Here is a 13,525-nt window from a genome sequence, read left to right as displayed (position 1 = left end):
TTCACCGTACTGCCCGTGATTAGAAACCACGGGCAAGATGATCAAACAATTAGGGTAGATTGGTTTCGCCCATCAGATAGCGATCGCATTCTCTCGCCGCGCCACGACCTTCATTGAATGCCCAGACAACTAAACTTTGTCCTCGACGGCAATCTCCGGCTGCAAACACCTTGGGAATACTGGTCGTGTATCTACCGTATTCGGATTTGATGTTACTACGGGCATCGCGATCGAGTCCCATTGCATCGAGTAAAGGTTGCTCAGGTCCTAAAAATCCCATTGCGAGTAGTACTAACTGAGCCGGAATGATTTTCTCAGTTCCCGGAATTTGCTTAGGAATGAACTGTCCTTGTTCATTGCGTTCCCATTGCACCTCGACCGTGTGAACTGCTTTGACATTGCCCTGCTCATCGCCTTCAAAGTGCGTTGCCGTTCTCAGATAAGCCCGAGGATCACCTCCGAATTTTGCGGCAGCTTCTTCTTGTCCATAGTCCATTTTGTAGACTTTTGGATATTCAGGCCAAGGATTGTTGGGAGCGCGTTCTTCGGGTGGTTGAGGTAAGATTTCGAGTTGGACAAGACCGTTACAGCCGTGTCGAATCGAAGTCCCAACACAGTCCGTTCCGGTGTCTCCTCCACCAATGATCACAACATCTTTGCCTTGAGCGGTAATCGCTGGCTCGGTTTGGTCTAGTACAGCTTGAGTGTTCGCGGTGAGAAAGTCCATTGCGAAGTGAATGCCTTTAAGTTGGCGACCTTCGATCGGTAAATCACGCGGTTTCGTCGCACCTGTGCAGAGTACAACTGCATCAAAATCTCTCAGCAAGTCTTCAGCAGGCAGATCTTTTCCGATTTCAGTATTGCAAACGAATTTCACACCTTCGGCTTCGAGGATGTTTAATCGCCGCATCACGACTTCTTGTTTGTCGAGCTTCATGTTGGGAATGCCATACATGAGCAAGCCACCGGGACGATCAGCCCGTTCAAACACAGTTACCCAGTGTCCGACTTTATTAAGCTGAGCCGCAGCAGAAAGTCCAGCAGGTCCAGATCCTACGATCGCAATTTTCTTACCCGTTCTTTTGGCAGGGGGTTCGGGTTTGATCCAACCTTCGTTCCAGCCTTTTTCAGCGATCGAGTATTCAATGTTCTTGATCGTGACGGGTGGATTGTGAATGCCAAGCACACACGATCCTTCACAAGGAGCAGGACAGACTCGCCCAGTGAATTCGGGGAAATTGTTGGTTTTATGTAAGCGATCGAGTGCTTCTTTCCAGAGTCCGCGATAGATCAAATCATTCCATTCAGGAATGAGATTGTTGATCGGGCAGCCACTTGCCATGCCGCTGATTAAGGTGCCAGTATGGCAAAACGGAATGCCACAATCCATACAGCGCGCGCCTTGAGTGCGAAGATTTTCCTCAGGCATGGAGAGGTGGAATTCGTCCCAATTGCGAATGCGATCGAGTGGTGCGAGTTCGGAAGGAAGTTCGCGCAGATATTCGATGAATCCAGTTGGTTTTCCCATAGGTTAAGAATGTTTTTTAGGTAAAGGGTTTGAGAAGGTGGGGAGTGGGGGAATGGGGAGAAGCAGAAACTTCTTTACTGCTGCCTAGCTCCCTATTCCTCTATCTCTAACTTCCTCCTACACGGGCAACGTCGCGGGCATTTTCCTCAAACGCTGCTGTTAAAGCATCATCACCACTCAGGCCTGACTCTTCAGCTCGTCTTAGTGCTTGGAGTACTCGCTTGTAATCTTTTGGCATGACCTTCACAAACCGCGATCGCGCTTGCTCCCAGTTTTCCAGGATGTCTTTTGCCTTGTGACTATGCGTGTAATTGGCGTGATTCTGGATCATCTGACGCACGATCGCGATGTCTTCGGGGTCTTCAAACGGCTCGATCGCCACCATCTGCATATTGCAACGGGTCGCAAAATCGCCTGCTTCGTCATAGATATAGGCGGCTCCGCCACTCATCCCGGCGGCAAAGTTCCGTCCAGTTGCTCCAAGGACAACAACTGTGCCACCCGTCATATACTCACAACCATGATCGCCAACCCCTTCAACAACGGTATTCACTCCAGAGTTGCGAACACAGAATCGTTCTCCGGCAATGCCATTGATATAGACTTCGCCTTTGGTTGCGCCATACATTGCAACGTTGCCGATGATGATGTTTTCAGACGGATCAAACGAAGAAACCGCCGGAGGATAAACAATCAGCTTACCGCCACTTAAACCCTTTCCGAGATAGTCATTGGCATCGCCTTCTAGTTCGAGCGTTACTCCTTTCGGCACAAATGCTCCAAAACTCTGTCCCGCACTGCCTTGGAAATGAAGATGTACCGTATCTTCCGGCAAGCCATTCCAGTGTCGTTTTGTAATCTCATTGCCAAGAATTGTTCCGACCACGCGATTGACATTCCGAATCGGCAGCGTTGCTTTAACGGGTTTTCCTTCTTCGATCGCATCTTTACACAGATCGACTAGCACAGTTAAATCCAGCGACTTGTCTAAACCGTGATCTTGTGGAATCTGACAATACAAGCCAACAGACGGATCAACATCGGGCTGATACAAGATTTTCGAGAAATCTAGACCTTTTGCTTTCCAATGTTCGACTGCTTGTTTTGCTTCTAAGATATCTGTCCGACCGACCATCTCATTCAAAGTACGGAAACCAAGCTGTGCCATGATTTCACGGACTTCTTGAGCAATGAACTTCATAAAGTTCACTGTGTTATCCGGATCGCCGATAAAGCTCGCGCGCAATTGAGGATCTTGAGTTGCAATCCCAACTGGACAAGTGTTGAGGTGGCAAACGCGCATCATAATGCAGCCTAAGGTGACGAGCGGAGCAGTTGCAAAGCCGAATTCTTCAGCACCCAGCAACGCTGCCATCACCACATCACGTCCAGTTTTCATTTGTCCGTCAGCTTCGACAACAATGCGCGATCGCAAATTGTTCAACACTAACGTTTGATGAGTCTCAGCGAGTCCTAACTCCCAAGGTAAACCTGCATGTTTGATCGAAGTTTGGGGAGATGCGCCTGTTCCGCCATCGTAACCAGAGATCAAAACGACATCAGCATGAGCTTTGGAAACGCCTGCTGCAATGGTTCCGACTCCCACTTCCGAAACGAGTTTGACACTGATGCGTGCGTCTCGGTTGGCGTTTTTCAAGTCGTGGATTAGTTCAGCTAAATCCTCGATCGAGTAAATGTCATGGTGTGGTGGTGGCGAAATCAAGCCGACCCCCGGAGTCGAATGTCGAACTTTCGCAATCCAAGGATAGACTTTGCGTCCTGGAAGTTGTCCGCCTTCTCCAGGCTTTGCACCTTGAGCCATTTTGATTTGAATTTCTCTCGCCTGAGACAGGTAGAGACTGGTTACTCCAAACCGACCGGAAGCAACTTGCTTGATGGCGCTATTCTTAGAATCGCCTTGTTCATTGCTCCAAGTGTAACGATCTGGATCTTCGCCGCCCTCACCCGTATTGGATTTACCGCCGATGCGGTTCATGGCGATCGCTAACGCCTCATGAGCTTCTTTCGAGATCGATCCATAGCTCATTGCCCCAGTTTTGAAGCGTTTCATAATGGCTTCAATCGGTTCAACTTCTTCGAGCGGGATGGGTTGACGAGGCTTAAATTGCAACATGCCGCGCAGTGTAAAATGCTGCTGATTTTGCTCGTTGACTAACGCAGCATATTGCTTGAATAGCTCGTAATTTCCTTCTCGAACTGCTCTTTGCAGCGTGTGAATCGTTTGCGGGCTGAAAAGGTGAGCTTCCCCTTCTTTACGCCATTGATATTCGCCACCGACTCCCAAAGTTTGTCCACTGGCTTGACGCTCCGAGAAAGCTTGATGGTGACGAAGCAGTGCCTCTTGGGTAATGACTTCGAGATCCACACCTTCGATCCGAGAAGCAGTCCAGGTAAAGTAACGATCGACGACCGAACGGTTTAAGCCAACTGCTTCAAAGATCTGTGCGCCGCGATAGCTCTGAATGGTTGAAATACCAATCTTCGACGCAACTTTGATCACGCCTTTGGTTGCTGATTTGATGTAGTTCTTGCAAGCTGTTGCATACTCTAGATTCGGGAGTAAGCCTTGAGCAATCATCGATTCGATTGTCTCAAACGCTAAGTAAGGATTGATTGCGCCGCAACCATATCCAATCAGCATGGCAAAGTGATGTACTTCACGCGGTTCGCCCGATTCGAGTACTAAGCCAACTCTGGTTCTCGCACCCGTGCGGATCAAATGATGATGCACGCCAGCGACAGCAAGTAAGGCAGGAATGGGAGCATTTTCGGCATCTACACTGCGATCGCTCAGAATGATGAGATTGATTCCAGCTTCAATTGCTTGGTCGGCTTGAGTACAGAGATTGTCGATCGCGCTTTCTAAGCCTTTTACACCGGATTTGGGATCAAATACGATCGCAATCGTCGTCGATTTGAAACCTTGCTCATCGACCTGTTTGAGTTTTGCCAAGTCCTCATTGCTGAGAATGGGGCTTTTCAGCTCAATCAAATGACAGCTTTCTGGCACAGGTTTGAGCAGGTTTTTCTCAGCACCAATAGTGGTTTCGGCTGAGGTGATAATCTCTTCTCGAATGGAATCGATCGGCGGATTGGTCACCTGAGCAAATAGCTGTTTGAAGTAGTCATAGAGTAGCTTGGGTCGATCAGAGAGAACAGCTAAAGGCGTATCTGCACCCATTGCTCCCACAGCTTCAACGCCATCTCGCGCCATCGGAGTGATCAACAAGCGCAACTCTTCAAACGTATAGCCAAATGCTAATTGACGCTGAAGCACAGTATTGAGATCAGACGAAGACGGAGGTGCATCTTTGAGATCAGCAAGGCTGACCATATGTTGATCAATCCAGTCTTGATATGGCTCAGCACTGGCAATTTGGTGCTTGATTTCTTCATCCGCTACAATCCGACCTTGTTCCATATCAACGAGGAACATTCTTCCGGGCTGCAACCGACCTTTTTGAGCAATCCGCTCAGGCTCGATCGGTAAAACTCCGGCTTCAGATGCCATGATCACCAAATCATCTTTGGTGACATAGTACCGAGACGGACGCAAGCCATTGCGATCGAGAACAGCTCCCATCATTCGACCGTCCGTAAATGCGATCGAAGCTGGCCCATCCCAAGGTTCCATCAAGCAAGAATGATACTTATAAAACGCCTTGCGCTCAGGACTCATCGACTCATGGGCTGTCCAAGGTTCCGGGATCATCATCATCACAGCATGAGGCAGCGATCGACCGGATAGTGTCAGCAATTCCAAAGCATTATCAAAAATCGTGGAATCACTTCCGTCAATGTTAATAACAGGCTGTGCTTTTCTTAAATCGTCGCCAAATAAATCAGATTCAAACAAAGATTGCCGAGCGTGCATCCAGTTGATGTTGCCGCGCAGGGTATTAATTTCGCCATTGTGAGCGATATAGCGGTAAGGATGCGATCGCTCCCAACTCGGGAAGGTATTGGTACTAAAGCGAGAATGCACTAATCCCAAAGCACTTTGCAAATCGGGATCGCTCAAGTCAGGATAGTACTCTTTCACCTGCAAAGGCATCAACATGCCTTTATAAACCAAGGTGCGGCAAGAAAGACTAGCCGGATACCAGAACGGATCAATCCCAGTTTGGCGAATGGCACTATGCGATCGCTTCCGAATCACATACAGCTTCCGCTCAAATGCTAAATCATCTGCTAAATCCGCCGAGCGTTGAATAAAGACTTGCTGCATAAAGGGTTCACTGGCTTTTGCCGTTTCCCCTAAGGTCGAATTGTCAGTTGGAACGTCTCGCCAGCCGAGAACTTTTTGTCCTTCCTCTGCCACGACTTGCTCAAATATCCGCCGCCCTGCTTCGCGCTGAGCACGATCGGGAGATGAATAAACCATCCCGACCCCGTACTGTCCAGCATCGGGCAAAGTAATGTTCAATGTCGCAGTCACTTTCTGAAAAAAGCCATGCGGAACCTGCATTAGAATGCCTGCTCCGTCTCCTGTGTTCGTCTCAGCTCCACATGCTCCCCGATGTTCCAAATTCGCCAAAATCGTTAAGGCTTGCTGCACGATCGAGTGAGATGGTTGTCCTTTCATCTGCACAATGAACCCAACTCCACAGGCATCATGCTCGAACTGCGGATCATACAAACCTTGCTTCGCGGGCAGTCCGTATCTAGTCATTATCATTACCCTAACAGTGGCAGAGAGAGTGTTCACTAGAGCTTCAATGAAGATATCTCTAGTACTTTTGAAATTCTCTAATACACTTCCGAGATCCCCTTCAGGTCTTAATAAAGATCTCAGATCTGTATCTCCAGAGCTTTCAATTCAGGATCTTCTATCTTGCGGCAGGTTGAATTTCTAGGGTTTAAAGTTGATAAAAATCAACAATTTTCCGGCAAATCTTGCGGCTTTGTAACATGATTCAACATCTTGCAGCGAATTTTCTGTCGAGAAAGTGCTAATTCGCTGCCATCAAACTCTTTCGCTTCCATATGGGAATAATGTACAATAAATCGATAGGCTTACCGTACTTTAACAATTTAGGAGAAAAATGATGTCTACGAGTACGAACATTGACCGGACGACTGAGCAGCGTATTCGCATCCGCATTCCCCGGCACTACCATCAAGAGCCTGTGATTTCGCAACTCGTCTCGCAGTATCAGTTAACAATCAATATTGCTGCGGCGATTTTGGGCGCGAATGCGAGTGGAGACGGCTGGTTTGATCTCGTTCTAAAGGGACATCACACCAATATTCAAGCGGCTTTGAGTTACTTGGATGAGTTGGATTTGGAGGTTTGGCAGGGCGAGGAGTCAGACGGGTGGTAAGCGCCGCGTTATACTCAATGTAAAGTTTTGTAAAAACAACTGATGATGAGTAAGGCAGCGCTAGTTGTAGGGGCGAGTCAAGGAATTGGGCTGGAATTTGCCCGACAATTGCTCGATCGAGTGGATCGGGTTTATGCGACTTATCGCAGTCCTGATTGCGATCTTTTTCAGCTTGATTCGCCTTCTCTAGAGCGGCTGCAACTTGATCTCACTGATGAGGCTCAAATCGAACGTACGATCGCCAAAATTAAGTCGGCAACGTCTGAATTGCACTACATCATCAACTGTGTGGGTGTCTTACACGACGGAGCGATGCAACCAGAGAAAAGTCTGCGACATCTCAATGGGGATCAGCTTCTCAAGTATTTTCAAATTAATAGTATTGGCGCGGTCTTGTTAGCCAAGCATGTGCAGCCGTTGTTAAAGCATCGTGATCGCTCTGTTTTAGCGACGATTTCGGCAAAAGTTGGCAGCATTGGAGACAATCAGCTTGGGGGCTGGTATGGTTACCGGGCTTCTAAAGCAGCGTTGAATATGTTCATGCGAACAACTGCGATCGAATATAAGCGGACTTGTCCGAATGCAATTGTGGTGAACCTGCATCCAGGGACAACGGATACAAGACTATCTAAGCCGTTTCAGAAGTCTGTGCCGCCAGAGAAATTATTTTCGGTCGATCGTACCGTTCGGCAACTGCTCGACGTGATTGATCAACTGGAGAATCATCAGAGTGGCGAGTTTTTCTCCTGGGATGGGACACAGATCCCTTGGTAAAGTTTTTCAGCCTCAACCTGGAGAGTGGTGTGATTTAGGTGAATCCTAAATTAGACCTACTTGTCTATTAAGAGGTTGAGGAAAAGCAATGAATCCGAATAAAGCTAGGGTGTTAATCTCGTTGGCATTGATGGTCGCAGGAGGTGTGGGCGCTTTAGTCGCACTGAATCAATCGCCGTCTGACATATCATCTTTTCAGACTCCGCCTGCACAACCTGAACCCGTGGTTGTGCAAAAAGTTGCTCAAAAACCGATTCAGCAAGCTCCGCAGCAAAGTCGATCGCAAGAAATTGCCACTCAGCTTGATCAATCGATGGCCGGACAATTTTTGAAGCAACTGTCGGGTCAAGCGGATGCGAAAGTAGAAGCATCCAAAAGCGCGATCGGGAATTTTATCAAGCAGAAAACTGACGAGCAGCGGCAGTACGTGAAGCAAATCGTGATCGATGCTTTAGAAGAAACGGTTTCAGGTGAAGTCAAAAAACAGACTGAATCGCTCAAAGCTGAATTCAAAGGCGTTCAACTCACCCCAGATCAGTCGGCTCAAATCCAGCAAGCTCGACGTGAAATGCAAGCTGAAATCGTCAAAGAACTGCAAGCCAATCCAGAATTGCTGAAACAGATCCAAACGGGCAAAGTCGATCAAACTTTATCGCAGCCGTTGAAAGACTATAGCCAGGTTGTGACCACTGTTTTAACTCCGCAACAGCGAGCACAATGGCGCAAGAATTTCAATGCGCTGCACTCTCAAGCTGTGAATCCCTAGTCGGTTCAAACAATCGCACCCCAGATAAATTCACTTTGACGCGCACTCGTGTGCCAATGTCTAACGCAGGCTTCACAGCGCTCAGGACTTTCAGGCGAGTCCCTGAGCTAGTTTGAATACAGTATCGATGCTCACGCCCTAAAAATTGACGATCGACAATCACAATCGATCCCGCTGGAGCAGGTTCTAACTTAATGTCTTGCTGTCGAATCATCACATCAGCTTGATGGGCAAATTCTCCAGAATCTTCCACCATTAATGTTCCGATCGCAGTTTTCCAACCTGTACCACTATAAGTCGCAGGTAAGAAATTTCCTTGAGTCACAAATTCTGCAACGAACCGGGTTGCAGGCTCGTCGTAAAGCGTCTCAGGAGTTGCTAACTGTTCTAATTTGCCTTGATTCATCACGGCAACTCGATCCGAAATGGACAACGCTTCTTCTTGATCGTGCGTGACAAAAATTGCAGTTGTTCCAGTGGTTTTGAGAATGGTGCGAATTTCTTGTCGGAGATGCGATCGCACTTGCACATCCAAGTTACTCAACGGCTCATCGAGCAGAATCAAAGCAGGCTGAGGCGCTAATGCTCGCGCTAATGCAACTCTTTGCTGTTGTCCACCGGAGAGTTCGTGCGGATAGCGTTTTTCTAACCCCGATAAGCCGACTTGCGCGATCGCAGCCGAGACCATTTCTTTTGCTTGCTGAGCGGGATAACCCGATCGCTTGCGTCGAGATTTTTTTAAGCCAAATCCCACATTTTCTGCCACATTCAAATGCGGAAACAGCGCATAGTCCTGAAAGACCATGCCAATATCTCGCTGTTCAGGAGCTTGCCAGTATTTCCCACCTGCAACTTGCTGACCTGACAATTCGATGGTTCCAGATTCAGGTCGCTCAAATCCTGCAATCAGTCTCAATAATGTAGTCTTTCCACAGCCCGATGCCCCCAGTAGGCTTAATAACTCACCTCTTCGCAGCTTTAGCGAAACGGCATCTACAACAGGCGTAGCGGAAAATCGCTTTGAAACCTGGTCTAATTGCAAAATGATCGAGTCAAGCATTAGAGTTCTTATAGCGGCAAACTTATTGAGACTAATCATCAACAATTTTGAAGCCCTAGTAAAGTAGTTTTACAAGATTTCTTGAGAGCATATGCAAATTTCGCGGGCGAGAGAGACTCGACGTTCTAGATTGAGTGCATGGACGATCGTTGTAATTGCGATCGCAGTTTTAATTGCATTCCCAATCTTTGCTGTATTGAGCGGATTATTTGCAGATGCCAGATCAGTTTGGCAACATCTTGCAAGCACAGTTCTGACCACTTACATCACGAATTCGCTCTATTTAATGCTTGCGGTGGCGCTAGGTGTCACGATCATTGGAACGGGCACAGCTTGGCTGGTGACAATGTGCCGATTTCCAGGAAGTAGAATTTTAACTTGGGCATTACTGTTGCCGCTGGCTGCTCCAGCTTATATTTTGGCGTATACCTATACGGATTTGCTCGAATACTTCGGGATTGTGCAAACGACGTTGCGATCGTGGTTTGGCTGGAAAACGGCACAAGAGTATTGGTTTCCGAATGTGCGATCGCTTTGGGGTGCAGCAGTGATGCTGATTTTGGTGCTGTATCCCTATGTCTATTTGTTAGCGCGATCGGCGTTTTTATCTCAGTCTGTCTGTACTTTAGAAGCCAGTCGTAGCTTAGGCTGTAGCCCGTGGCAGAGTTTTAGAAAAGTGGCTTTCCCTTTGGCACGTCCCGCGATCGTAGCAGGGTTATCTTTAGCTCTGATGGAAACTTTAAATGACTATGCAACCGTTCAGTTTTTTGAGGTCAGCACGTTCACGACTGGAATCTATCGCACTTGGTTTGGTATGGGCGAACGGCTTGCAGCAACTCAATTAGCTGCATTTTTATTGATATTTATTTTTGTCTTGATCTGGTTAGAACAACTTTCAAGAGGACGAGTCCAGTACTATCAATCTTCCAATTCATCGCCTGTTCAAAAATATCAGCTTCGGGGTATACGTGCGATCGTCGCGATTGTATTTTGTATCATTCCTCTATTCCTCGGCTTTTTGATTCCGGCAGGTGTGCTGCTCAATATGACGTTAGAAAATTGGGAAGATGCTTTTGATCAGAGATTTTGGGGCTTTGCAACGAATAGTTTAACTGTGTCCGGGATTGCAGCCTTGGTTGCGATCGTAGTGGGAATTATCTTGGCGTATGGGTTGCGTTTAGATCGCTCCCTGATGATGCGAGGGGCGACTTACATTGCTTCAATGGGTTACGCTATCCCCGGTTCTGTGATTGCTGTTGGGATTTTAGTTCCGTTGGGATTGTTTGATAATGCGATCGATGGCTGGATGCGATCGACGTTCAATTATTCAACGGGCTTATTGCTGAGTGGAACGATGTTTGCGCTGGTGTTTGCTTATTTAGTTCGATTTCTTGCCTTGTCGTTTAACAGTATCGATGCGAGTTTGGCAAACATTAAACCGAGTTTGGATGATGCGTCTCGTAGTCTCGGATTTGGCGCGACGAATACTTTATTCCGAGTCCATGTGCCGCTGTTATGGAAGGGAGTTTTGGCAGCAGCAATTCTCGTTTTTGTCGATGTAATGAAAGAATTGTCTGCAACGCTGATCATTCGTCCGTTTAACTTTGACACGTTAGCAGTGCATGTATTTAACCTTGCGTCTGATGAGCGACTCACGGAAGCCTCTGGATCAGCTTTAGCGATCGTACTGGTTGGCTTAATTCCCGTCATTCTTCTCAGTTGGCAAATGGAGCAGAAGCGCTAAGAAGATGAGTGAGAGCCGTATTGTTCCTCATCTCTCCCACTATGACTTTCAAACTAAAAAAGCTCCAAGCTTTCTAAAGACTTGGAGCTTTTCTAAGTCGAAATCTTGCTACTTCGCTTCCGGCAAAGCATCCGTCGATCGACGAGTCACAATCCATTCGGTATTGCCAACAATGTGGTCATAAATTGCCGTAATCGCAATCACACTCTTAAACACACAGTAGAACGGAATAAAAAAGCAATAGACCAAGAAATCTCGTCCAGACTGCTTGACTGCATCAGTTCGTACAAGCCAAGCTGCCAAAGCTTGTAACGGACCACTTGCCAAAGTCAATGCTGTCATTGTCCAGATATATTCCGGTGCAATATCCGGTGCATTCTCTCCCGCTAAGGTCAGACTCAATGTAATTGGAAACGCTTGCAGGGCGACAAAATGGAATCCCGCACTGTAGACCAAAAGCAACGTCCAATAAAACTTTTGCCAGTTATCGAGTCTTAGCGATCGCGCAATCGTGCCTTGATATTTCAACGTTACTTCTAGCCAACCTTGTGCCCACCGCTTGCGCTGGAACCAGAACGATCGCACATCCACAGGCGCAAGTTCGGTCACCACGATCGTCGGATCATGGACGATATTATGTCCGCTCAACAGGGTTCTAAAACTCGCATCGATGTCTTCAGTCAACATCTTCGACGAGAAGCCAATCTTCTTTAGTACCTCAGTCCGCCAATATCCGTTTGCCCCACAGAACACGCCTGTATCGACTAAAAGTGACTTCGCCGGATGACTCACCCCATAAATACACTCAAACTCCACCGCAATCATGCGCGTCATGAAGTTCACATCTTGGTTGCGAATCACATTTCGTCCTTGTACCGCGCTGTAGCGATAATTCGATAACCAACGCCAAGCGCGAGTAAAGCTGTCTGGATTCGGGTGATGGTCTGCGTCCAAGATTCCAGTCACTTCGCCCGTGACGATTTCTAAGGCTGCATTAATGTTTTGCGCTTTCGATCGACTGCCTTCAACACAGAGCAATTTCAACTCCGGATGTTCTTCTGCCATCCGTTCTAATCGATCTTCGACAGGTAAGCGTTCTGGGCGGTTGTACGCCAGAATCACTTCTAATCCCCCTTCCGGGCGTTCCATCGTGCTGAGAATGTGATCTAGCGTATTGGTAATAATATGCTGCTCATTGGGCAAATAGGCTGCAACAATCAGCGAACACTTGGGAACCGCGCCCGGCGATCTCAACAGCGGATAAAGCGGTTGAGTTCTCGGCGATCGCATAAAGCGCTGCACCATCCCGAACTTCGGCATCTTGGCGGGGCGACCGCGACGATATGTAATTGCCGTCGAAACTGCCTCACCGATCACAACGATCGACGTAACAAAATACAAAATCGGAATCAAAACATGGAGAAACGACAAATTCCAACCATTCTCCAGAATGTAGTAGTAGAGCACCGTTGGTAGCCCAATTACCACAAAATGGGTCAAAAGAATTTTGTCCAGAATCGGACCGAAGAGGTTAACCGGTTTGTGCAGCAGTCCCTTACGCATAACAGTTTTTTAACAACCTAAAAGGGTTCTTCATAGATAGAAACCATGTGTTACAAGAAGTTGTCAAATCCTGAAACCGCCAATTCTGAGAAGAAGTCGCGGAAAGCCTTACTGCTTGCACCCTTCGGCAAATTAGGTAATATGGCTCAGGATTCAAACGATCCTGGTTTAGATTTCTCTCAGACACGGACTAATCCGGATCACAAGAAAACTTCACATGTTTTCGCTTGGATTACGGAATTTTGACAAATAAAAAGGTCTTGTGAACATAAACTTTTGCCCACAAGACCTTTTTTCGACAACTGATTAGTTTTATTAACCAATTTCGACTAGTTGTATATCAAATGTTAAATCTTCTCCAGCGAGCGGATGATTTGCATCCAGGGTGACATCAGCATCAGATACGTCCGTAATTACGACTGGAATCGATTGTCCAGTTGGCTGTCGAATTTCCAACTGTTGTCCGACCTCCGGCTGTAGGTCTGGCGGCATTTGAGCACGCTCAACGACTAAAACCATGGCTTCTTGATAAGCGCCGTACGCTTGATCTGCCGGAATGATTTCCGTTTTGGAATCGCCTGGACTCATCCCCATCACTGCATTCTCAAATCCAGGAATAACATTCCCTGCGCCCAATGTGAATTCTAGCGGATCAGCGTTGACAGAAGAGTCAAACACTGTCCCATCGTCGAGTTTTCCCGTGTAGTGAACTCGAACTGTATCGCCTAATTTTGCTTGTGCCATT

General features: G+C 47.4%; 9 protein-coding genes. 4 read left to right on the top strand and 5 right to left on the bottom strand.

Going from position 1 to position 13,525, the window contains the following annotated elements; genetic code table 11:
- Nucleotides 1-49: 49 nt before the first annotated feature.
- Together gltD and gltB are read right to left on the bottom strand one after the other, a co-directional pair.
- Nucleotides 50-1,528: a glutamate synthase small subunit gene (gltD, locus tag J0L70_RS04700; RefSeq protein ID WP_268184140.1), complete on the bottom strand. Its 1,479-nt coding sequence runs from the start codon at nt 1,526-1,528 to the stop codon at nt 50-52.
- A 106-nt stretch (nt 1,529-1,634) separates the two neighbouring features.
- Complete coding sequence (gene gltB / locus J0L70_RS04695) at nt 1,635-6,221, bottom strand: glutamate synthase large subunit (RefSeq protein WP_287453293.1); 4,587 nt, start codon at nt 6,219-6,221, stop codon at nt 1,635-1,637.
- 376 nt (nt 6,222-6,597) lie between these two features.
- Here gltB and J0L70_RS04690 point away from each other — a divergent pair, with 376 nt between their 5' ends.
- The 3 genes from J0L70_RS04690 (at nt 6,598) to J0L70_RS04680 (ending at nt 8,413) form a co-directional block, all read left to right on the top strand.
- On the top strand, nt 6,598-6,873 hold the full coding sequence (locus J0L70_RS04690; RefSeq protein WP_017287646.1) for an NIL domain-containing protein: 276 nt from the start codon (nt 6,598-6,600) through the stop codon (nt 6,871-6,873).
- Nucleotides 6,874-6,915: 42 nt separating this feature from the next.
- Nucleotides 6,916-7,647 carry an SDR family NAD(P)-dependent oxidoreductase gene (locus tag J0L70_RS04685; RefSeq protein WP_287453292.1) on the top strand — a complete coding sequence of 244 codons (732 nt, stop codon included), beginning with the start codon at nt 6,916-6,918 and terminating at the stop codon, nt 7,645-7,647.
- A gap of 88 nt (nt 7,648-7,735) precedes the next feature.
- Nucleotides 7,736-8,413, top strand: a complete 678-nt coding sequence (locus tag J0L70_RS04680; protein WP_026148563.1) for a hypothetical protein — start codon at nt 7,736-7,738, stop codon at nt 8,411-8,413.
- On the opposite strand, the gene J0L70_RS04675 is transcribed toward J0L70_RS04680, so the two are convergent.
- Entirely contained in the window at nt 8,379-9,473 is a 1,095-nt protein-coding gene (locus tag J0L70_RS04675) for an ABC transporter ATP-binding protein (RefSeq protein ID WP_017287649.1), read from the bottom strand. The two genes, J0L70_RS04680 and J0L70_RS04675, sit on opposite strands and share 35 nt — an antisense overlap.
- 91 nt (nt 9,474-9,564) lie before the next feature.
- Here J0L70_RS04675 and J0L70_RS04670 point away from each other — a divergent pair, with 91 nt between their 5' ends.
- Nucleotides 9,565-11,217 carry an ABC transporter permease gene (locus J0L70_RS04670; RefSeq protein WP_287453291.1) on the top strand — a complete coding sequence of 551 codons (1,653 nt, stop codon included), beginning with the start codon at nt 9,565-9,567 and terminating at the stop codon, nt 11,215-11,217.
- 108 nt (nt 11,218-11,325) lie between these two features.
- On the opposite strand, the gene J0L70_RS04665 is transcribed toward J0L70_RS04670, so the two are convergent.
- A complete protein-coding gene (locus J0L70_RS04665) occupies nt 11,326-12,717 on the bottom strand; it encodes a glycosyltransferase family 2 protein (protein ID WP_287453290.1) in 1,392 nt (463 codons plus the stop codon).
- Between the two features lie 378 nt (nt 12,718-13,095).
- The gene (locus tag J0L70_RS04660) at nt 13,096-13,524 is read right to left on the bottom strand and encodes an FKBP-type peptidyl-prolyl cis-trans isomerase (RefSeq protein WP_017287653.1); all 429 of its coding nucleotides are present in this window, start codon (nt 13,522-13,524) and stop codon (nt 13,096-13,098) included.
- Nucleotide 13,525 lies beyond the last annotated feature (1 nt).

Source organism: Leptolyngbya sp. UWPOB_LEPTO1, from assembly GCF_017302695.1.
Classification (GTDB): Bacteria; Cyanobacteriota; Cyanobacteriia; order Leptolyngbyales; family Leptolyngbyaceae; genus Leptolyngbya; species Leptolyngbya boryana.
The sequence above is the reverse complement of the archived record's forward strand: the minus strand, read 5'-3'. Positions and strand labels throughout refer to the sequence as shown.